The organism is Cupriavidus lacunae (genome assembly GCF_003353055.1).
Lineage (GTDB): Bacteria > Pseudomonadota > Gammaproteobacteria > Burkholderiales > Burkholderiaceae > Cupriavidus > Cupriavidus lacunae.
In genome coordinates, this window is record NZ_QKWJ01000035.1 from 26921 (window position 1) to 48221 (window position 21301).

The 21301-nt window shown below is 60.5% G+C and carries 15 protein-coding genes; 3 read left to right on the plus strand and 12 right to left on the minus strand.

Going from position 1 to position 21301, the window contains the following annotated elements; genetic code table 11:
* Positions 1-251: 251 nt before the first annotated feature.
* The 6 genes from DN412_RS24185 to DN412_RS24210 all read right to left on the minus strand — a co-directional run bounded on the left by DN412_RS24185 (position 252) and on the right by DN412_RS24210 (position 12455).
* Entirely contained in the window at positions 252-1826 is a 1575-nt protein-coding gene (locus DN412_RS24185; protein ID WP_115213899.1) for a P-loop domain-containing protein, read from the minus strand.
* Positions 1819-5853, minus strand: a complete 4035-nt coding sequence (locus DN412_RS24190; protein ID WP_133303075.1) for an N-6 DNA methylase — start codon at positions 5851-5853, stop codon at positions 1819-1821. The genes DN412_RS24185 and DN412_RS24190 overlap by 8 nt, the downstream gene beginning before the upstream one ends.
* A gap of 5 nt (positions 5854-5858) precedes the next feature.
* On the minus strand, positions 5859-7064 hold the full coding sequence (locus DN412_RS24195) for a restriction endonuclease subunit S (RefSeq protein WP_115213901.1): 1206 nt from the start codon (positions 7062-7064) through the stop codon (positions 5859-5861).
* Entirely contained in the window at positions 7061-8542 is a 1482-nt protein-coding gene (locus DN412_RS24200; protein ID WP_161564036.1) for a type I restriction-modification system subunit M, read from the minus strand. The genes DN412_RS24195 and DN412_RS24200 overlap by 4 nt, the downstream gene beginning before the upstream one ends.
* 34 nt (positions 8543-8576) lie before the next feature.
* Positions 8577-10871 carry a type I restriction endonuclease subunit R gene (locus DN412_RS24205; protein WP_115213903.1) on the minus strand — a complete coding sequence of 765 codons (2295 nt, stop codon included), beginning with the start codon at positions 10869-10871 and terminating at the stop codon, positions 8577-8579.
* 90 nt (positions 10872-10961) lie between these two features.
* Positions 10962-12455 (minus strand): sigma-54 interaction domain-containing protein, encoded by a 1494-nt coding sequence (locus DN412_RS24210; protein WP_115213904.1) that lies wholly within the window; start codon positions 12453-12455, stop codon positions 10962-10964.
* 143 nt (positions 12456-12598) lie between these two features.
* Here DN412_RS24210 and DN412_RS24215 point away from each other — a divergent pair, with 143 nt between their 5' ends.
* From DN412_RS24215 to DN412_RS24230, 3 genes are all read left to right on the plus strand, one after another.
* Entirely contained in the window at positions 12599-13063 is a 465-nt protein-coding gene (locus DN412_RS24215; RefSeq protein ID WP_244222767.1) for a hypothetical protein, read from the plus strand.
* Positions 13064-13254: 191 nt separating this feature from the next.
* Positions 13255-14331 (plus strand): tetratricopeptide repeat protein, encoded by a 1077-nt coding sequence (locus tag DN412_RS24220; protein WP_115213906.1) that lies wholly within the window; start codon positions 13255-13257, stop codon positions 14329-14331.
* Between the two features lie 783 nt (positions 14332-15114).
* Positions 15115-15336, plus strand: coding sequence for a hypothetical protein (locus tag DN412_RS24230; protein WP_115213908.1), 222 nt, complete (start codon positions 15115-15117; stop codon positions 15334-15336).
* 123 nt (positions 15337-15459) lie between these two features.
* On the opposite strand, the gene DN412_RS24235 is transcribed toward DN412_RS24230, so the two are convergent.
* The 6 genes from DN412_RS24235 to ychF all read right to left on the minus strand — a co-directional run bounded on the left by DN412_RS24235 (position 15460) and on the right by ychF (position 21015).
* The gene (locus tag DN412_RS24235) at positions 15460-16008 is read right to left on the minus strand and encodes a terminase small subunit-like protein (RefSeq protein ID WP_208647650.1); all 549 of its coding nucleotides are present in this window, start codon (positions 16006-16008) and stop codon (positions 15460-15462) included.
* Positions 15986-16381 (minus strand): hypothetical protein, encoded by a 396-nt coding sequence (locus DN412_RS43305; protein ID WP_145970223.1) that lies wholly within the window; start codon positions 16379-16381, stop codon positions 15986-15988. Before DN412_RS43305 ends, DN412_RS24235 begins: the two co-directional genes overlap by 23 nt.
* A gap of 739 nt (positions 16382-17120) precedes the next feature.
* On the minus strand, positions 17121-17390 hold the full coding sequence (locus DN412_RS24240; protein ID WP_115213909.1) for a helix-turn-helix transcriptional regulator: 270 nt from the start codon (positions 17388-17390) through the stop codon (positions 17121-17123).
* A 201-nt stretch (positions 17391-17591) separates the two neighbouring features.
* Positions 17592-18335, minus strand: coding sequence for a hypothetical protein (locus DN412_RS24245; protein WP_115213910.1), 744 nt, complete (start codon positions 18333-18335; stop codon positions 17592-17594).
* Between the two features lie 96 nt (positions 18336-18431).
* Positions 18432-19700, minus strand: coding sequence for a tyrosine-type recombinase/integrase (locus DN412_RS24250; protein WP_115213911.1), 1269 nt, complete (start codon positions 19698-19700; stop codon positions 18432-18434).
* Positions 19701-19923: 223 nt separating this feature from the next.
* A complete protein-coding gene (gene ychF, locus DN412_RS24255; RefSeq protein ID WP_115213912.1) occupies positions 19924-21015 on the minus strand; it encodes a redox-regulated ATPase YchF in 1092 nt (363 codons plus the stop codon).
* Between the last annotated feature and the right edge of the window lie 286 nt (positions 21016-21301).

The window sequence follows — 21301 nt, forward strand, 5'->3', positions numbered from 1 at the left end:
GCACGGGCGTGCCTCCGTGGCCGCGCACGGTGCGAGGCTGCGACTGGCCGGCGGCACGGGGACGCGATAGCAGAACCGACGCAAAGCCGCATTCAGAACGCGACTTGGTGCACATCAGAGGGGAATGGAATGGCGCATCGGCGGAAGCAGCGCGTAGGCGGCTAATGAAATCATGCGCCATGCTGGCCTCCCCGCGTCGTTTCGGCCGGGGGGGGACGTGCAAGGGGAGCGGCCTTGTGCGGATAGCAGGATCACGCTCGTTTTCCAAGTTCCCGAGCAAGCGATGCAGCTAGCTCGATGCATAGGTGTAGTGCCGCGTAGGCAGTTCCGGCGTCGACCGGTGCTCCCTCTTGGTGTTGGCCAAAGTCACCGAACCCGTAAACGGCGTTCATGAGGACATAGGTTCCCTTCGTGACGTGCTTGGCGCATGGCGCGCTCTTCTGGCTTGCGCCAGTCATCAGCCCGAGCAGCCGCACACGCTGCCCACCCTGAGGAAAAGTGGTTTCCCAAGCACTGACATTTTCGTCGTTGCGTTTCCAGAGACTCATCCATCCAGAGGGGATGCGCTTTTCCGGTATTTCCGCCCCCCAGATCAGGTCAAAGGCCTTGTCGACGATCCCTCGGATATGGGTCAGAAAAACATCTGGGTGATCTGGTAGATCGTCAATCCCGAGGCTCAGATATCTTGCCAATTTCGCGTCGAGCTGGTCTATATGCGAAATGCGATACTCCAGCGCCCCGCGCAGATTGCTCTGGTAGGCGCGTACGTCGCCAAATAGACGAGACAACGAACTACCTTCATTGGGCATTTCGTCTAGGAGCTGCTCCAACAAACGGCTCGGCCGCAGCAGCTTGTTTCCAGACAGTTGAACAAACCCGCGTTCAATCAGAATGTCCGCGTCAGTCGCCGAAACCTCACCTCGCGGCACGGGGGCTTGCTCTCGAACCCGCCGGAAGGACTCCTGACTGGTCGGAGGGCACTCTGTCCACAGAAGACTAAGCCGATCGCGAACGGCCGGGAAGGTCAAATCGCAGGCAGTACGCATTGCCTCAGGGCCTATTTCGCCGGTACTGCCGTTGCTCAGCACCGTATTGAGTACCTCCAGCGTGAGGAGAGGCGATGCGTTGGTGGCGTTGAGCAGTTCGGTACGGGCACCGTTGGTCAGGCGAATCTCTTGCACCTGCCTCAGCACCTCATCGAGGTCATGATCATCAAAGCAGCCCACGCGGATGGGAGTAGGGTCGAAGATGTTCCAAAAAGGGCTGGTCTCTGCATTGGGGTCACGAATCAGCTCGCTCAACCGTTTGCGGCTTGCGGTCACCAATCGCAAGCTAGGCTTGATCGCCAGCTCACGTAGCTGATCCCAGAGGTTGCGGGTCAAGCGTCCATTGGCGACGGCCTTGTCGAAGCCGTCCAGCACCGCCAGCACTTTCCCGCCTTCATCCTTGAGCGCATCGAGCACCTCCGCAATCTCGGCTGCCGAGCCGTTGGACTCGGTTTCGAGATGGTCGGCGTAGTCCGGATGACTGGCCCTCAAAGCCCGCGCCAGTTCCTGGCCGAGCAAACGGATGAAATGCCCATCACTGTCCAAGGTCTGATGGGCCAAGTCCCACAGAAAGATGGCGGAATACGGCTCCCCTTTCTGTTGCAGACGCTTGACCAGTTCCGCGAGCAACACGGTCTTTCCCCCAAACCGCGGCCCCACCAATTGCAGATGGTCCGGGGCCGCCTTGGTTAGCGAGGCTGTCAACCGGTCCAGCGGCGCTTTGCGGCCCAGGCAAGGCGGAAAGGGTGTGCTGCAAATGGGAAACCTGCGGTCAGGCATGCTCTTCCTCCGATTCAATCCGCGCGCGACTTGCCACCACGTCGGCATCATGTTGTTGTTCAATCCATTGCGCCATCAGCGGGATCGCTAACCTATAGTGACCGTCGAAGATTTCGCCGCTCAGTTCTATCAAGTCAAGCTCGCGTAGATAGGCCAGGTCCACATCGAGTGCCGCGTCATCCGCTTCCACGCCGACCTGCACCAGTTGCTCGCGCAAGGTGCCGAAACTGATGGAGTTGCCGCGCTTGAAATTGAGCGCACACAGGGACAGGATGAACTGACGCCGGCAACCGCCCATGGCAGGACCGCGTGCTGCGAAATCCCATAGGGTGGCAAAATGCTCGTTGTCACGCACAAGCACGGCGGCCGCGTGCTCCACGACGCTGAGCGTAATCGAGCGCGTTTTGGTCTGGCTGGCGAAGTCGAAGATGCGGTTGCACAAGCACTGAATGAGGTAGGGCTGGCGCGCCGTCGTCTCGATGACGCGGTCCACCGCCTCGTCAGAGAACACCAATAGGTCGCGCACCGGCTCGGTCACGATGCGCCGCGCGCTGTCAACATCCAAGGCGGTGACTGGGATGGTCGTGCCCAGTCCGTAAAGAGCCGACCAGTACTCCTCACGCAGCCGCTTCAGGCGTCTCGACCCCGTGAGGATGGCCGAGAACTTCGGATAGCTCTGGATCAGGAAGCGGATGTTCTCCGGCACCTGCGGCGAAGTGACTCCATTGTCGATACCTTCCTGCAGCTTGTCGAACTCATCGAGCATGAGGACAATGCCAAGCCCCTGCGATTCGACAACCAATAGCAGCACCTCAAGATAGTCACGGAAGTCTGCAAAGGACGAGTCTTCGGCGATTCCACTGCGACAAGCCTTCCGGCAGCGTTTGCTCTCCTTGAGTCTTTCAAGTGTGTTTGCCCCAAATAGCGTCAGCCCTTCTACGGTCGATCCATCCGGTAGCGGCGTCTCGACTCCCAGAGTAGCGACTCCCTTGGCTAGCTCGAAAGCAATATGTCGAAAAACCTCGGCCGTCGGCACTCCCACGGCCTGAGATGCCCCCTCCGCCCCCTGCAGGCTCGCATACACCGCCAGCCAATCTGGAATGGCCGTGCGCCCTTCCAGGTGCTTGAGTATGGAGGTCTTGCCGGCCCGGCGGTTGCCTTCCAGCAGCACCACGTTGCCGTGAGTGATGATCTGACGGGCCAGCTGCTCAAGCAAACGCTCACGGCCATAAAACACCGCATGCCCATGCTGCGGCTCCAGCGGACTGCCCGTCACATAGGGACTGCCGCCCAGTTCGACATGACTTACCTCCGCGGCCTGCGGTGGTGCTTGGACGAGCTGGATCATCACTTCGATGCTCCCGCTCACGTTGTTGCCGATCAGCGTGCGAGCTTGCCAATGAAGTTTCAGCGCCAATCGCTCGCCCTGCTTGGGTGCATCGCCGCGGAGCGTCAGCGCCAGCGTGCCACTCTCGGCCAGGTAAGGGCTGTCGATCAGGCCCCAATCCGGCTCGCTGGTGACCTGCACCGCTCGCAACGGCAGCGCGCCGGCATTGGCCAGCATGAGCGTGAATTCGGCTGCGCTCCCCGTAGAAAGCGTCGGCGGCGCCTGTGTGACCCGTAACTCGGCGCTGCCAGCCAGGTCATCGATGAGCTCACGAAGCCAGGCATGCAGGCGTTCGGCCACAGCACGCGCCTGGGCTTCCACGGGCAAGTGGCCACTCGCCCGCTCGAGCATCACACGTACGCCGCGTTCGGCATCCTGCAACACACTCAACAGACCCGGCCCGGGTGGGATCTGCGCCAGACCCGACAACGGCTCCAGCGTATCGACCAGCGGCCGCAGCCAGCGAGCAGAATCGCTACTGACGTCCTCCTGCGCCAGCCAGCGTCGGGGTGTCGCCGCCATGGCCACAAGGCTTTCCATCGCCCTCAGCGGAGGGGGGGCGTCCAGGCCAGCGGCAAGCACCGGTAGCTTGTTGCTGAAGTCCGCCAGCCAGGTGGCCAACCGCTCAGCTTCGCCGCTGGCACTGGCCTGGATGAGGAAGTTCAGTGCATCGGTGCCGTGCTCGCGGAACTGTGCAGCCGCCCGCGCCTGCAGGCCCAAAGGCGGCAGCGGCACCGGCAGTTCATCGAGCACAACGCGATTCAGGTGCTGGATTACCGCGCCGCGCGATCGGGCGGCCAACCAATTCTGGCAGTTCGGGCTCGCCAGATAGGCCACGAGGAAGGCTGGATCCAGCCTTTCGTGATTGGGGCGCAGCACATAGAGGCCATTGCCCGCAATGGCACCGACGGCACCGTTGCGCACGACGGCCGCCTTGCCAATGGTGCCCGATTTTGACACCAATACATCGCCCGGCAGGAGCGCCCAGCGTCGCTCGACCGCCGCCAATTCAGCACGTACCCACCGCGACGGGCGCCCTACTTTGCCTTGATTGAGATCCTTAATGCGCAGATAGGGAGTGGCCGGGGCGCGCTCCTCAAGCTCGGTGGGTTCATCCACCAAGTCGGCCGACTTGACGGCCCGGCCGGCCATCACTTGCGCCACGTCCTTCAGCGGCAAGACTAGGCCTTGCTCGCCAGGCGCTCCCTCGTTCAGGCTGGCCAGCAGCTCATCCAACCCGCCTTCCTCCCGGCGGCGAGGCGTCAGGTCCCAATCCGTGGCGGCGAGGTCGTCCAACTTGACTTCCCACACCGAGCGTGCGAGCCCGTCGCTGCTGGGCGTCCCTTCGGGCACACCGGGGGGCAGTTCGCTTGGCGTTCTCAACTCTGGGCGGCGCACCTCCTGCGCGAGCTGCCTCGCCAGCTCGGCGCGGATCACCGGCGCCTTGCGGCGACCACTGGCTTCGAATTGGGACGCGGCAGCAACCATGCGTACCCGCTCGGCACCACCCTGACGGCGCAGCAGCAGCAATGCACCCTTGACGCCGGTATACGGCGCAAAGGCCCCCGCCGGCAGACCCACGACGGCCTCGACCTGCCCCCGCTCCAACAAGTGCCGACGCAAATCGCGCTCGGCGCCACCACGGAACAAGAAACCCTCAGGCACCACAATCACCGCGCGCCCCTGCGGCTTGAGCTGCGTCAGCGCGTGCTGGATGAACAGACCCGCGCTGTCGCTGGTTGGGAAGGCGAAGTGCTGGTGCCCCCCAGCATCGCGCGGCAGCTTAGCGCCAATTGGAGGGTTGGCCAGTACCAGGTCGAATCCCTGCTGGCGCAAACTGCTCGGTGCCTCCCGCTCCAAGCTGTTACCCAGTTCAAGTAGCGGATGCTCGATGCCTGCGAGCACCAGACGTGTGAGCCCAAGCAAGAAGGCGCTCTCGTTGATCTCTACCCCGGCCACATCCAGCAACGCGCCGGGGCGCTGAGTCGTCCGCCGGCTGCGCTCAGCTTCGCGCCAGGCGGAAATCAGGAAGTTGCCCGAGCCGAAGCAGGGGTCATACACCCGCTCACCCGGCTGTGGCTGGGCCAGTGCCGCCACAAGACGGGCGATGTTGGCCGGCGTCTGGTACTGGCCGTCGTAAGCCTCGCTGGTTTCAGCCAGCACCGCGTCGAACAGCTCTAGCGCCGTGCGGCGCTCGCCGGGGGTATCGAGCGGCAGAGCATCGAGCCATCGGATGAGGTCGAACACATGAACCGCGTGCACCCTCACCAACCGTCGCAGCGGCCCGGCTAGGCGGGGCAGCCAGGCCATCGCCGCGTTCAAGCAATGGGGATCGGCGCGTTCCAAATGGGCCACCAGGGCAGACACGAATCCCGCCCAATCGCTGGGCTGGTCGATCTGAACCAAATGCGGCCATTGCAGTGCAGTGGGCAGCGAGGGGTGATAAGGCCGCTCCTCGAAAACTGCCATGGCCTCCTGCTCGGCCTCTGCCACGCTCAGCCAGCGCAGCAGCAGTAGAGTCGCGAATGCCTCGCGGATGAGGGTGTTCGCATCATGATTGGGCAGCGCGCTGGTCAGCGCTGCTTCAAGCGCGGCGACCAGATGCTTGCACTCTTCACGGAGGACCAGGGGGTCACGCACGATGCTCACAGCTCCCCGGCGAAGGCTTTGCGTAGCACCGCACCGCGCAACGCTTCAATCTCGCCCGACTGCGATTCCGATTGCAATTGACCGATCAGCTCGTGGGCGGCGTCCAGGCGGATGATGATCTGCTCTTGTTGGGCTAGCGAAGGCACGGGAATGCTGACCTCTCGAAGGCGTTCGCCGGAGATCTTCACCATCGTCTGACTGGAACCTAAAGCACGTGCCTTTATCTGCTTGCGTGCACCTGCGCTGCGCAATGCGTAGGCGAGATAGCGCGGCAGAACCTGCGAACGGTCTGCCTTGAGTTTGATGAGAAGATCTGGATAGATCAAACGTCTCTCTGGTTTTTCCATTGCCACTGCAGCCAACCCCACCAGCTCAATCGTGTTAGCACGCGATACAAACACATCCCCCGCGTCAATGTCGAACTGCTGCGCTACGGTGTCAGGAAGCACAATCGGTTTCTCGTAACCGACGCCAAGATCAACGCTTCTTACTGCGGTCAATGTGAGCACAGCTCCATCGGCTCGACCTTCAGTGTCCTGAGCAATGGATCGTCCATTGCGAACCGTGGTGACAAGGTCGCCCACTATGCGTGTGGCCCATCCTTCGCTATCGACCAAGTCAGGGTGCAACTCCGACTCAATCAGCGATGCAGACAAGTACTGCTGTTGCAGTTGCGATGATGCACGCAAGGTCTCGATTTCTTCTACCCGCGCCATGCAATCATTGATACGGGTGACGATGCGGCCCTGTTCGTCGAGAGATGGAACGGGAATCTCTATTTGTTCAAGCTTGGCCTTTGTTATATGTCGCAACCCGGCCGCACCATGGGCGAGGTCAATCATCTCGTCAAGGCGACTATTCGTTGCATAAACGAAGTATTCAGGCAGGATTACATCTTGCTGAATAATGACCTTGAAGATGTGTTGGTTTAGGAGTGCCTCTCCGCGGTCCCAGATGAAGCATCCAAACGAGGTCCCCGGCGTCCCGGACCAAGAAAGAAGCACATCACCGGAATCAATCCGGTGCTTCTCCATGAACGAACCCGAAAAGTAGTTAAATGGCTTCTCAGGGTCGTTGAGATTCTGAATCCGTACGATTGGTAACCCAGTAGTTCCCCAATCTTCCGGCTTGAACGCTCTGCCATTGATGTACTGGGCGAGTTCACCAAGTTTGTAGGTTTTCCAAGTGGCTGGAAACGTCATTCGGCACGCTCCAGCAAGGATTCGAGCTCATCCAAGAGCTCGGTAATTCGAGCCTCGTTAGTCTTGATCGACTGAACTAGGTCCAGCGCGGGTCTATGCTCGTAGTCATCCACCTTGTTGGGGTTCTTGGCCGAGAGGTCATAGCCATTTGCAACGATGTCAGCAATAGGTACCGTCCACGAGTTTTCACTTTCCACACGGCCTTGCCTTTTCGCCAAGAAGTCGGGCAATTGGTTGCCGGCAATGGGTTTGCGCGTCTGCTTGAGCTCGAAACCGTCATTGGTCAGAGCGTAATACCAGACGGATTTCGTGCCCGAGCCATCTTCAGTACGGTCGAAGAAGATCACGTTGGTCTTGACGCCGGTGTACGGCAAGAAGCAACCCGCTGGCAACGACAGAATGGTGTGTACCTCGAACTGTTCAAGCAGCTCCTTGCGCACCTTCTGATCCGGCCCGCCCCGGAACAGAACGCCCTCGGGGATAACCACCGCCGCGCGCCCACCCTTGTTCAGGTTGGCCATGATGTGCTGGAGGAACAGGCACTCGGTGGCGCTGGAGCGCACGCGGAAGTTGGTTTGCAGCTCCTGGGCCATCTTGCCGCCGTAGGGCGGGTTGGCGAGGATCACCTGGAACTTGTCCTTCTCAGCAACGTTCTGGCTATGTACCTCCAGCGTGTTGGCCAGCTCCAGGTTGGCGCCTTCGATGCCGTGCAGGATCATGTTCATCGAGCCCAGCAGATAGGTAAGGGGCTTGAGCTCCAAGCCATAGAATGTCTTGTGCTGCAACTCGTCGAGCTGCTTGCCACTCAGTGTGTTGTTGTGGCGAATGTAGTCGGCCGCCTCGCCCAGAAAGCCCGCCGTGCCAAAACAGGGGTCGTACACTTGGTCGCCGGCTTGGGGCTGCACCACCTGCACCATAGCGCGGATGATGTGGCGCTGGGTGTAGAACTCGCCGGCGTAACCGGCCGAGTCGGCGGCCACGCGCTTCAGCAAGTCTTCGTAGATTTCCGACAAGACGATGACGTCTGTCTCGCTGGAGAAATGCAGCTTGTCGACCTGCTGCACCACCTTAGCAAAGCTCACGCCACGGCGACTGTAATTGCGCACGTTGTCGAATATGCGGCGGAAACGCTGGGCCAGCGCGTCGTGGCCCAAGCCCTTGGCGGGGTCGGGGCTGGTGAGCTTGATCCACAGCTTGCCGTCGACGAACTCCAGCATATCGTCGGGGTGGTCGGTGTCCTGCGCCCAATGGCTCCAGGCGTATTCCCCGGCCAGGCGGCGCTCGTAGGGCGTGTCGTCGAAGGTGGCTTCCTGCTCCTTGCGGCTCTCGGTTTCATCAAAAGCCTTGAGAAAAAACAGCCAGGCAAGCTGCTCCACGTAATTGCGGGCATCCACGCCTTCGGCGTTGAGCTGATCGCAAGCGTTCTTGACGATCTGCTGCACTTCTTGGCGGCGGTGATCGGTGTTGTTCTGGGTCAAGTCGGGTCCTGTATTATTGCGGCTGCCCGGCGCATCAGGCAGCCATGGGTACATAGAGGTGTTTCTTCACCAGTTCAAGGTCAGCCTTGAGCAGCGCTGGGCCGCCGTAGCGCTGAGCCAACGTGGTGAAGCTGCCGAACTGCTCGGCAAATTGCGGGGCGCTGTAGGTCCGAGCCTGCTCGAGGTCGTCGATGCCAAACAGGCGATAGTGGTCGAGCGCCGTTTGCCACAGATGGGTTTTGAATCGCAGGCTCTCGGGAACCGCGGCTTCGCCCAGGTGGTCGAGCAGCCATATCTGGTCTTCGTCCCACAGGCGGTTGGCGCGGTCGGCGCGGTTGGGTACGCGCGGCAGTTGGAAACCGATCTTGGCCAGGATGTCCACGTCGTCGGCATCGGGCAGGTCTAGGTAATGCCGGAAGGCCGAGGGATAAATGTCGCGGTCATGCAGGGCTTCGCGCAGTTCCTGGCGGCTGCCTTTGTCGATCCAGATGCGTAGCAGCTCGTCCATGCCCTTGTGGCTGACATCTAGGATGAATTCGCGCGACTGCTCGGTGTACTCGTCGAAGGGCACCTTGCGGCCATCCGCCAGGCAGACGTAGCGGTTCTCGGTGGAGATGATCACCGACACGCCTTCGCCGATGGGCTTGGGCGCAGTGTCCTCGCCTTTTTTCTTCTGGGGCTTGCTGCTAGCGGCTGTGGCCTTTTGCCTATTGGCTGGGTGGCCGTCGAACTCGGCGTCCTCCAGCTGGCTGGCGCCGGAGTAATCGAAGATGGTGAAGTAACGCTTGTTGATGTCCTCGCACAAGCGGGTGCCACGCCCCTTCATCTGTTTGTAGAGGATGGCACTGCGGAGCGGGCGCATGAACACCACGTTCTTCACGTCGGGTGCGTCGAACCCCGTGGTGAGCAAATCGACCGTGACTGCGACGCGTGGATTGCTCGGGCCGACGACGGCGAAGTTGCGTTCCAGTTGATGGCTGTTGCGCTCGGCTCGGGTGATGCGGGCGGCATAATCGTTGTTACCGGACAGGCGGCGCAGTTCCTGCGCCATGAAGGCGGCATGTGTATCGTCCACGCAGAACACAATGGTTTTTTCGTCGCGCAGCTCGTACTTACCCAGCACCTCCCACAGGTCCTCGGCGATGGCCCTAGTGCGATCCGGCATGCGGATGTCGCGCTCGAAATTAGCGGTGGTGTAGCGCTTGCCGTCCAGGCCGGTGTAGCCATCCTCATCGACGTTGGTGATGCGCTCCTCCAGCAGGTAGGGCACGAGGAAGCCGTCCTCGATGGCCTGCTTGAGGCTATAGGTGTAGACCGGGTCGCCAAAGTAATGCTGGGTGTCGCGGCGCTTTTCTTCGTCCGTCAGCGCCCGCTCGCCTTCTTCCAACTCGCGTGGTGTGGCGGTGAGGCCCAGTTGCAGGGCGCCGCCAAAGTGTTCGAGCACGCCGAACCAATCACCAAAGCCCGAGCGGTGACATTCGTCGACGACCACCAGATCGAAGAAGTCCGGGTCATAGTGCTCGTAGACCTTCTTGCCATCCAGCTCCTCGTCAAGGCTCTGGTAATTGGCAAAGAACACCTTGCCCACCAGATGCTGGCCTTGGGCGACGGTATCCTTGTCGATCTGAACGCGCTCGGAAGCCGAATAGGCGCTGAAAGCCCGATAAGCTTGGTCCTTGAGGCTGTTGCGGTCAGTCAGGAACAGCACATGTTCGCGCTTGAGCGCCTTGCCGTTCAGTAGCTTCCACACCAACTGGAAGATGGTGAAGGTCTTGCCAGTGCCGGTTGCCATAAGCAGCAACACGCGGTCATTGCCTTGCGCGAACTGCCACATGGCCTTGTTGATGGCCACGTCTTGATAGGGGCGCACGCCTTTGCGCGAGACCTGATCCATGTGATAGCCGGCGGCGAACGCGCCTTCCCAGCGGCACCAGTCGACCGACACGCCCATGCGGGCGATCAGCTCTTCAGGTGACGGCGGCCCGCTCAGCGGCTCGAAATCGCCGGTGTCATTGTCCGTCAGGATCCAGTCGTTGCCGTTTGAGGCAATCGAGAAACGTAGGGACAGGCGGCGGGCATAGCGCGACGCTTGCTGCATGCCATTGGCAGCACTTTCACCCTCGTGTTTGGCTTCCAGAATGGCGAGTGGCACGCCTTTGTAGCGCAGCAAGTAATCGGCGATGATCGACTGCGTTGCGTCGTACATCGCCTCACCAGTTAGGTTGACCCGTCCAGGCCCGATGCGAAGTTGCTCCTGCCACGACCAACCGAGCGCCGCCAGGCGGGGCTCGATTAGTTCTTTGCAGGTGAGTCGTTCGTTGCGTGCCATTGGATGTGCCTTAGTTAAGTTTTATGTTTCGGCGTGGGTCATAAGAAAAGTTGCGAATGGCCTCTTATAAGCAGAAGGCGTGCCAACTAGCTACCCCCCATATTTTTGCAGCCAGTTGCTCAGAGTTTGGTAGCTGCCCAGGCCAAGCAGGCGGGCTGCCTCGGACTTGTTGCCATGGGTCAGTGCCATCGCGCGTTCAAGGTAGTGGCGTGCCACGTCTCCAATAATTTCTGGCAGAGAAATGGCATGGTCCAAAGGACGTCCAAGAACAGATTCAACACTGGGAGGGACGGTCACCGCCAACGACTCTGCGACGTCCTGAGCCGTGATCCGGTCACCAGTGGCCCAGATGCTGGCCCGCAGCAAAGTATTATGCAGCTCTCGCACATTGCCGGGCCAAGAATGCTGAATCATAAGATTTTTAGCGCCAATATCCAGTTTCTTATGCTTGAACCCTGGTTGAGTTGATGCCTCGGCATTGATGCTGGCTAGAATCGACTCTATCAACAGGCCGAGATCCCCTTCTCGCTGGCGCAGGGGTGGCAGCAATAGCACCCCGACAGCCAAACGATGGAACAGATCTTCCCGAAAGTGACCTTTTCTTATCTCGTCGGGCAAGACACGATTGGTAGCGGCGATGACCCGGATGTCGATGGGCTTGGCCTTGGTGGCGCCTACGCGTGTGACTTCACGCTCTTGCAGAACCCTAAGAAGCCGTACTTGTGAGGCAAGAGGCAACTCACCAATTTCGTCGAGAAATAAGGTGCCGCCCTCAGCAGCCTCGAAATACCCGGCACGGCCAGATGCGGCGCCCGTGAACGCCCCTTTCTCATGGCCAAACAACTCGGCATCGACCAGTTCCTGGGGGATGGCGCCGCAGTTGACTGCAACAAACGGTCTGCCGCTTCGAACGCTCGCCTGATGGATGGCCCGGGCAAAGAGCTCCTTCCCAGTTCCTGACTCCCCCTGGATCAGCACCGGAACTTCACGCAGGGCCAAACGGTGCGCCATGGCAACTGTGCGCTTCATCGCCGCACACCGATGAATGATCGCCGTGAAAGCAGGCGACTCCGGCGGCAGGCCCTGCATCAGTCTGGTCAGCGCCTCGTCGGCCGTTTTGTCGCTGGCAGGCACGAACTCCGCAGACAGCTCAAAAGGGATGCTGACTTCTTTGACTCCCTGCTCGCGCGACGACTCAATCAATCTGGCTGGGTAACGTGTCTTGGCCAAGAGCAACCAGATGGCAGCCATCGCCGGCGTGCCTGGACTGAGATGGAACGTCAAGGGGGTAGTTGGAGAAGCCTGCCGAACCTCTTCGATGACGGGTGTGGCTGCTTTGAATATCTCCTCAAAGCTGGTCGGGCTGGTGAGCTTGACTTGGTGCGATGAGACAGTTGCATCCGTCTGACATTCAAGCCAGCGCGCGTAGGCACGAGTTTTCGATGCGGAGTGATCGGAGAGGAGATGAACCACATCGAAGCCCATTGCCTTGATAGCGCCAAGGATGGGGCCGCCCTCTCCGGAGTCAGGCGACTCGGATGCGCGCAGATCCGTATTACCCAACCAGGCCAGCAGGATTGACATCAACTAGAATTTTTCGTGCAGAAACATAAGAAAGATTGTACTTTGTGGAAGGTTGATTGAAAACGGCTTGGCTCCATGATCGATCAGAGGGGGCGGCAGGAGCAGGTGCCACGGGGGATCTGGGGCAACAGGACTGTAAGTAGGTGGCAAGCCAAGTGATGAGTGAGCGAAAAACGCGCCCTTCACGGGCGACCTTATTAACCCGCGACGGCGTTATCACCGGTTGGCGAGCCTCTCTTCACGTTTTGGCCGAACGCCAACGCGGCGGACCACGCGAGCGGAAGGGTAGCACCTGGTTAGTGCTCGAAGGCGAGTTGACCGAGCCGGTGGCCGGCGTCTCGGGCTTTTCGATTCACGTGTTTCCAGTCTCAGAACCCTGCGTGGGTCAAGCTGAGATCCCGTCCGTCGGAAGCTTTATTCGCACCAAGCCTGTGATGGATGGCGTTGTGGAGCTGTCGGAAAGAGAGTTCGATTTTGTCGTCACACTGGTCGCCGCAGGGCGGATCGCGTCATGCTCGGTCGCATTTCAGCCACCGCGCTACCGGCGCGCCCTGATAGCCAGAGTCAGTTTCAGCAGCGACCCGCCGACACCGGAAGATGAGACCTGAGACAGTCCACTTGGGATGTGGTCGACGGCGTCTGCTCCGCCGAGCACCTGTAAGGCAGTGAGCAATTTGAAGAGCAGACCCTACCTAAGTGGGGTGGGCAAACTCTCTGCTCGGCAGGGAGTATTGCCTCGAAGTCATATTGGAGTGCATTCTCGGGGCCATTCGGGAAGAGGGAAGTCATTACCACCACCATGAGCATTTCGACTCTCTTCGATATCGCCCGTCACTTCTGCGTGAGTGACATCAGCAGCGCGATCATCCCGGCAACCCGCCTCAGCAATATCCTAGGCAGCATGCATCATGGGCGACCGCTCACGGAGCTGTCCCTGAAGTTCCTACAGGAGCAGAACCTCATCGGATTGCACCTGTTGGCCACCGGCCAGATCAATTATGAGACCTTCGTTGCGGTCGCCGGCCCGGAGTTTCAGGCCCGGATGCTAGCTGCCGAGACCGAACGCCAGGCCAAGGCTGCCGACCTCATGGCCCGAGAGGCGGAGTGGGCAGCGAAGTACAAGCGCGAGTGCGATGCTGCGGAACTCGCCCGCAAAGCTCGCGAGAGCGATCCCAAGTACATAGCCAGGATGAAGAATCAAGCCCTACGCCGGAAGTACAGGCTGGACTTCATCGATAAGCCTCTGTTTGCTCGGATGATGGGCATCCTCAGAAATATCGACTCTGGCAGTCGCCTGACCGTCGACGATTATATTTGGCTCACTACAGCGGCCGGGGAGCACTTCACGGAAGAGTTGCAGGATGCCTACCACCTGCGCGAGGCCGAGTTCTTCACGGAAGAATACCGTCGCACCCAAGACCCTTGGAACGCGGTCAATGCCAGCAGCCACTATCGTAAATGCGATCACGCTGATGCGGCGCTCGAACTGCTCGACAGCGTGCCGGCCCACCGTCTCAAAGACCCTAAGACCAAGGCCGCCGTGTGCACCACGCGCGCCGGTGTAATGCGCGACATGGGCCGGCTGAACGATGCCCGGCATTTGGGCGAGCAGGGACATGCTTTCCAGCCGCGGGACTTCCGTCCATGCACCTTGCTAGGCGCCGTGCATATGGAACTGGGTAACTTTGGCGAAGCCCGCAACTGGTACGCCCAGGCTGAAGAGCGCGGCGCCAGCACGCGAATCATCGATTCGGAGTTGCGAGCCATCTTCCTACGAGTGGATAAGGCCAAGCGCCAAGCCATGAGGGCTTTTCTGTTGGCAGAAGATCCGAACCGGTACCGCTGGGTAAATGACAAGCACTATCGGAGCACCTGATTCGCTCAGTAATTCGCGGTTAGCTTGAAAGCTGTTGAAGTGGGTGGCGAGCAAGGGCCGCACCGCCTATCAGGGTGCCGGACAGCGCCACGCAGCCGATTTTACTAGTCGCAGGCCGAGCGAACCCCGGGCCTGGTCGATGCGTCGCTTTAACTCTAGATTGAGTTCGGCGGAAGGCACAGGGAGTCCCGCCGGAGTCCGCGTCTGTCCCAAGTTTGTCCTAAGTTTGTCCCAAGTTTGTCCCACGGGACAAGGGATTGGCGGTATGCGCAATGACATGAAGGGAGGCCTACCTTGCCCTGCCGGACAGCATCGTCCAAGCGCTTGCCTCCATTGCGCGGCCCTCGCTGTCTATCGCCAGCATCGAAGCGCGGCAAATTGCGGGACCCTCTGCCGCGGCCATGGCGAGACGCAGGCGATACATGTCCTCCACCGGGGTGCCCATCATTACGGACTGACGGTGTGCCGACTTGCTCATAGACGAGCGACCATTCAGCACCTCCGGCATTGCACTCATGCCTGCCCCAGGACCATTTGACATGACCTTGCCGCTTCGAACCTCCTTCCCTTGACATTCACGGTCTGGCGCCCTCCCAAGCCAACATCGCCTACTGCGCCATCACCATCGTTTCGAGCTTTGCGATAGCACTTCATGCCGTTAGAAAGGATTGGATACGCCGTCTGGGTTGGAAGGGGTGAAGGCTGTGCCGGGGTTTGCCGGGCAACATTGCAACGCCATCGGCAGCGACTAGGATTAAATCCTGACCTAATGATGGAGAGTGAATGCTAGGACTCCAGTACACGGGCCTGATCCTTCGGCACTGGAAACAGTGGCGCCCGAAGGCGTACAAGGAAATGACGAAGGACGGGACGATTCAGGAGTTCGCCCAGAGCCTAAGTAAGCAGGCGGCGACGCAGGTGGCAACCCTGATGGCAGCGGGGATGCCAAGGCACCAGGCCGAGGAGTTCGTGATGCCGGACATCCTGCTACCGCCGGAGGACTGATAAGTTGCGCAAGTCCCGCGCCAGGAAGCCGACCGGCGAGGCGCTTTGGTGTGCAGGGCGAGCGCACCCCGGGACTGTTCGATGCGTCGCTTTAACTCGAGATTGAGTGCTGCGGAAAGCAAATCAATCATCCTCCTCGTCAAGCGGTTCGGCCACCGGCTTTATGTAGGTGCCTTGCACTTGCTTCAGCAGCATGGCCAGCGGGTTCTCTGCTTGGCCGCCGTGGGTTACATCTACTCGCTCCCCGTATTTCTTCGGCGCCAGCTTGGACATCAGCCACTTGCGCGTATCGACGCGCAGGCGCGAGCGCTGGATCACGTCGTGGTCGATGCGCATGTTCCCGCCTTCGTCCTCGTAGGTATCGTTGGTGCCGTCGTCCGCAATCTCCAGAATCTGCTCGGCCATGAATTCCTGTTGCAGCTCCCTCGCGCGCGCGTACTGGGTGCGAAACTCCTCGTTCGTGTATAGCCAACGCAACACGGTCGCCTTGTCCGGCATCCCCTCGTCCGCGCATATCTTGCGCAAGCTCTCGCCGCAGGCGAGCCGGATGCAGATGGTTTCGGCGAGGCGCTGGGTGAACGATGATGGGCGCCCAATGGAGCGATTCGGTGCTACGTTCTTCGTCGCGGGTTTTGCCGGTTTCTTTTGGTTAGGCTGCTTTGCGGTGCTCATCTTCGTGACAGATTTTGTAAAGGGTTATGCCGTTCTCCATGACCACACGGAGCGCCGGCTCATGGCTCAGCGCACGATGTGGTGGGTGCGGAGATTTTCGATGCTCCCGCAGGGTGTGCGTGCGTGCCGCGCGTGCTCGGCACAGTATGCCCTTGCTGTCTATCGCCTGAATCGCCGTATGGCAAATTGCCGCCCCCGCGACGGCCACGGCTAGACGCAGGCCGTACACATCCTCCACCGAGACTCCTGGCGTCACCGACGGACGGCGTGCCGACTTGCTCGTAGGCGAGCGGCCATCCTGCACCCTCTGGCATTGCGCCGATGTGAGATGCGCGGTGCGCGGGCGATTCATCCATTGGCGTTTCACGCGCATGAAGCGACCTCCGCACCAGCATTCTTCCTAGATGGGACAGATTCCGCTGAGGGTATGGCTATATCTAGATACGCTCCGTGAGGCGGAGTAGGTATCCCCCCCAAAACACCCCGCATAGCTCCGCGAGGCGGAGTAGGCGGAGCACCATCTACTCCGGGAGACGGAGCTATGCCGCGGCTCCTTGCTCCGTGAGACGGGGTAAGGGTGTTAATTTCATGTTGTGAAATTGTCCGGTAGGCGCGGGGGTTAATGTCCATTCCGTCTTTTACATCCAGCGGTCGCCAGCCCAAGGCATACCAAGCGGCCTTGTTTGGACGCTGCCCTTTCCGAGTCTCGACCAGCAGGCCGCACTTCAATAGTTTGTCCTTCGCGCGAGCAATGACATCGCTGCTTAGCCAGCCAAGCGGCTTTAGGTATTTGTCGCAGGCTACCAGCGAGCCGTTATTCCGCCCGTTGTACTGCATGACGATATCGAGCAGCAGCGACCTAGCCGGGTGGGGGCACGATCGGTATGCGGCACTCTGCATGACCCAATGTGGGATCCCAATAAATCTTTCAGTGGAGCGTTTCCTCACGCGACCCATTTACGCCCCCAAGAAGAACGAGAGGACAGCGCAGAGGCGGAGCGGAGCGGCCTGGCAGCGGTTACGGCATTCACTTGCGCCCAGGTAATAGGGACAAGTGATAGGCAACTCAGGGGCGTGGACGTGTACCTCCTTTTCTCGAGGTGGCATCACGATTAGCCCTCGCTGCGGTAGCCGGCAGGATCGGCAAGGTATTCGCGTATGGATGACGCATCCCAGGCGGTGACGCGTTCCGACAGCTTGACCGGCTTAGGGAATGTGCCAGCCTTCACCTTGCGCCACAACGTGGCACTAGAGAACGGCAGGATGGCGGGGATCAGTTGGGATTGGCGAACATAGCCGGTATCGGGCAGCTTCCCTATCAGATGGGCGAGTAGCGTGGATGTCGATGAGCGTTTTGCGTGGGTTGTGGTGCCTTGTGGCATACCGCGTTACCTCGTGAAGTGAGTTGATGCGGTATGGATTCTTTGCCACAACAGGGGGCTGGGAATAGATGGGCAGGTTTCGAATACCTGCCCCCCAGAAATTGGGGCGGGGGTGGGCGGGTTTCTCCAGAAAAGGTGGGTGGGTTAGAAGTCGCGCCAGCCTTGAAAGCTAGGAGTGGCGCGGGTTTTGGGGGGGGTGGGTTATTCGCTAGGGGTCTTGGGTGCGCCGCCGCCTGGCTGCCAGTTGGCCACCTTAGCAACCTCATCAATCCCAGTTTCGTTTTGCTTCCCTTCGTCGTCGGTTAGGCCAAACTCTGCCGCATGTTCGCGCAGCCACTTCACAAGAGCCTTTTTCGGACTGGCGCCACCGGAATCGGTCACGGCTTGCCAGGCGCGCACCGCTGCCGCTAGCTTAGAGGCATAACGCGGATTGCCGGGGTCAAGATAGTCGGGAGCATCAGTGCCAGCTGGGAAGAAAAAACCTGAGCTGACGCCGCGCCGTCGCAGCCAGTCGATCAGATCCTCCCTGGCGATCGTGCTAAGGGACCAATCGGGGAATGGCTTGTAGATACAACTGCGATCTTTGGCCAGCACCTCATCATCTTCTACCGTGTTGCCTTCCGGTAGAGCGTCCTCAATAAACGCAAAGTACTCGATGTCAGCCATACGGTCCGCATACCCATACTCGCGTGCGGAAACGCGGATGGCGGCCTTCAGGCGGCGGTTCGTTATAGCTCTGGTGAGAGCGTCCAAGACAACGGGATACCGCGGGAAACTCTGGTGAATGAGAGTGTCTTGCTCGCAACGCTGAACCAGCGTCGGGTTGTAGCCTGCGACAAGCGCAGCAGCATCGGCGACGCTGAAATCCTCATGAAGATTCCAGAGCTCATCGATATCATCGGTCCCATCGTGGGAACGATCCCCATCAACGCATAGTTCAGACACTTACAGACTCCGAAGATCTTTGTTCTTGCTGACGCCGCGCAAGCCGTGTGGGTAACCGGCCTTTCGATCGCTCGATCCAGGCGTGGCTCTTACCCGTCAGGCGCGCTTGCTACCGATCGGCAACACCTTGGCGCCGTTCTTCCATAAATCCAGCATGTCCGCCCATGCCTGCATCATCGTGGTTCGGTCCGCCAGGTAGTCGGCATGGTTGTATGTCCGCCGCACGGCATTGGGTTCTATGTGGGCTAGCTGCCGCTCGATCCAGTCGGCCGCGTAGCCCATTTCATTAAGGCGGGTGCTGCCGGTCGTGCGCGTAGCGTGCGGGCTGTACTTGCCCGACCAGCCCAGGTATTTGAGGGCCTGACGCAAGGTGGCATCCGTCATAGGCATCGTGCGATCGTCCCGGTTGGGGAACACATGTGCATGGCGGCCGGTGACGGCTTGTTGCGCGCGCAGCATTTCGATTGCTTGGCGCGGCAGCGGGACAACATGTTCCTTGCGCTTCTTCATTCGCTCCGGGGGGATCCGCCAGATTCCGGCATCGAGATTCATCTCATCCCAGCGGGCGCCGACAACCTCGTTGGGTCGGCAGAGGGTCATCCACATGAGGCGGAACGCCGCTACGGTCTGGAAGTTCCGTTCGTAGCCGTCCAAGTCGCGGAGCAGTTGCCCGATCTCCTCGGTGCTGAGCGGGCGCTTGTGTTGCGTCTTGTTGGCCGGCAAAGCCTTGCGAACCGGGTACACCGGGTCGGCCTCAGCCCGCAGGGTGGACACCGCGAGCTCGAATACACCGGACATCGTACGTTTGGCTTCGGCCGCCACCGTGGGGCCGTTATTCCCGGCCGCGGTCTTCAGGACGTCCAGGATGTGTGCCGGCTTGATTGAATCGACCGGCAGGCGTCCGATCTTCGGGAATACCACTCTGGTAAGCATGTCCAGGCGTCGGTCCTTCGTGGTTTGCTCCCAGTCCTTCAGTCCCAACCACTCCTGTGCCACCGCCTCAAAGGTGACGGCGGCTGCCTGGGCGCGCTGAATGCGCTCCAGCTGCCGCTGATGTGCCGGATTGATCCCCTGCTTGACCAAGGCCCGGGCTTTGGTGCGCTCCTCCCGGGCCTCGGCCAATGTGAATCGGGCACCGCCTCGGCGTGCTTGGGCTTGTGCCGGGGTTTCGCCGGCTGGTACGTAGACGTATTCGCCGATGGCAAACAGGTTTTCCTTGCGGACTCCGTCCGACGCTAGCTCGAAGCGGTAACGCCACGCTTTGACCCCGTTTGGCTTGACCTCGAGGAAGAGGCCGTTGCCGTCCGTCAGCTTGTAGGACTTGTCCTTGGGCTTCGCGTTACGGCACTGGGTATCGGTGAGCATGTCGGCCTCGAAAGCTAAGCGGGGCGCGGTATTCGGGGGGAAACCGGGTATGAACTTTCCGTCCCGACCGGGTACGGCGCTCCCATACCCGACTTTGTACCCGGTTTTTGATGAGATGACAAGAAGTCACGTGAGGACGGCTGGAAACGAAGAAGCCCAGCAAATGCTGGGCTTCCTGGGTTCGATGAGATGTTGTGAGATTTCTTGAAATGGTGCCTTTGGCTTAGACGTTGAACAGGAAGTTCATCACATCCCCATCCTTCACCACATACTCCTTGCCTTCCGCCCGCATCTTGCCGGCTTCCTTCGCGCCGCCCTCGCCTTTGAACGAGATGAAGTCCTCGTAGGCGATGGTCTGCGCGCGGATGAAGCCGCGTTCGAAGTCGGTGTGGATCACGCCGGCCGCCTTGGGGGCGGTGTCGCCGACGTGGATGGTCCAGGCGCGCACTTCCTTGACGCCGGCCGTGAAGTAGGTCTGCAGGCCGAGCAGCTTGAAGCCGGCGCGGATCACGCGGTCCAGGCCGGGTTCCGTCATGCCCAGGTCGGCCAGGAATTCGGCCTTGTCGGCGTCGTCGAGGTCGGCGATCTCGGCTTCGATGGCGGCGCAGACGGCGACCACGGGGGAATCGGTCTGCTTGGCGTACTCGCGCACGGCGTCCAGGTGCGGGTTGTTCTCGAAGCCGTCTTCACGCACGTTGGCGACGTACATGGTCGGCTTGGCGGTGATGAGGCAGAACGGGCGGATGGCTTCCCACTCTTCCGGGGCCAGGTCCAGGGTGCGCACGGCCTTGGCCTGGTCGAGCACGGCCTGGGCCTTTTCCAGCACCGCGACCAAGCGCAGGGCTTCCTTGTCGCCGGCGCGGGCCGGCTTGATGTAGCGGGCCAGGGCCTTCTCGACGGTAGCCAGGTCGGCCAGTGCGAGTTCGGTGTTGATGACCTCGATATCCGACAGCGGATCGACCTTGCCGGCCACGTGGATGACGTTATCGTCCTCGAAGCAGCGCACCACGTGGGTGATGGCGTCGCATTCGCGGATATTGGCCAGGAACTGGTTGCCCAGGCCTTCGCCCTTGGAGGCGCCCGCCACCAGGCCGGCGATATCGACGAACTCGACCGTGGCCGGCAGGATGCGCTCAGGCTTGACGATCTCGGCCAGCTTGCCGAGCCTCGGGTCCGGCACTTCGACCACGCCCACATTGGGCTCGATGGTGCAGAACGGGTAGTTTTCGGCGGCGATGCCGGCCTTGGTCAGGGCATTGAACAGCGTGGACTTGCCGACGTTGGGCAGGCCGACGATGCCGCATTGGAGGCTCATGGTGTTGTCTTAGGAATCAATGGGTTGCGTGATGCGTACCGGTGCGGGCCCGTGCCGGCAAGTCTGCGACAGGCGCGGATTCCATTACCACCGGGACTGCATCGGGACGAGACAAAGACATCACATCGCGCTGGCTCAACGATGTTGTGCGGGTTTTGCCACGGAAAACCGCGATTGTAACCCTTTCAGGTGCCGGAATTGGCAGAGGGGCGACGAAGGCTGGCCGCGGGTTGGCTGCGCTTGCGGACGCTCTGGGATGGCGCCTGCAGCAAAGCGGAGCCCGGCC

What these genes read in the sequence shown, in the direction of transcription:
- DN412_RS24185 (WP_115213899.1), bottom strand. Translation starts at nt 1,826, where the DNA reads ATGCCTGACCGCAGGTTTCCCATTTGCAGCACACCCTTTCCGCCTTGC.
- DN412_RS24195 (WP_115213901.1), bottom strand. Translation starts at nt 7,064, where the DNA reads ATGACGTTTCCAGCCACTTGGAAAACCTACAAACTTGGTGAACTCGCC.
- DN412_RS24205 (WP_115213903.1), bottom strand. Translation starts at nt 10,871, where the DNA reads ATGGCACGCAACGAACGACTCACCTGCAAAGAACTAATCGAGCCCCGC.
- DN412_RS24210 (WP_115213904.1), bottom strand. Translation starts at nt 12,455, where the DNA reads ATGTCAATCCTGCTGGCCTGGTTGGGTAATACGGATCTGCGCGCATCC.
- DN412_RS24220 (WP_115213906.1), top strand. Translation starts at nt 13,255, where the DNA reads ATGAGCATTTCGACTCTCTTCGATATCGCCCGTCACTTCTGCGTGAGT.
- DN412_RS24230 (WP_115213908.1), top strand. Translation starts at nt 15,115, where the DNA reads ATGCTAGGACTCCAGTACACGGGCCTGATCCTTCGGCACTGGAAACAG.
- DN412_RS24235 (WP_208647650.1), bottom strand. Translation starts at nt 16,008, where the DNA reads ATGAGCACCGCAAAGCAGCCTAACCAAAAGAAACCGGCAAAACCCGCG.
- DN412_RS43305 (WP_145970223.1), bottom strand. Translation starts at nt 16,381, where the DNA reads ATGCGCGTGAAACGCCAATGGATGAATCGCCCGCGCACCGCGCATCTC.
- DN412_RS24240 (WP_115213909.1), bottom strand. Translation starts at nt 17,390, where the DNA reads ATGCCACAAGGCACCACAACCCACGCAAAACGCTCATCGACATCCACG.
- DN412_RS24250 (WP_115213911.1), bottom strand. Translation starts at nt 19,700, where the DNA reads ATGCTCACCGATACCCAGTGCCGTAACGCGAAGCCCAAGGACAAGTCC.
- ychF (WP_115213912.1), bottom strand. Translation starts at nt 21,015, where the DNA reads ATGAGCCTCCAATGCGGCATCGTCGGCCTGCCCAACGTCGGCAAGTCC.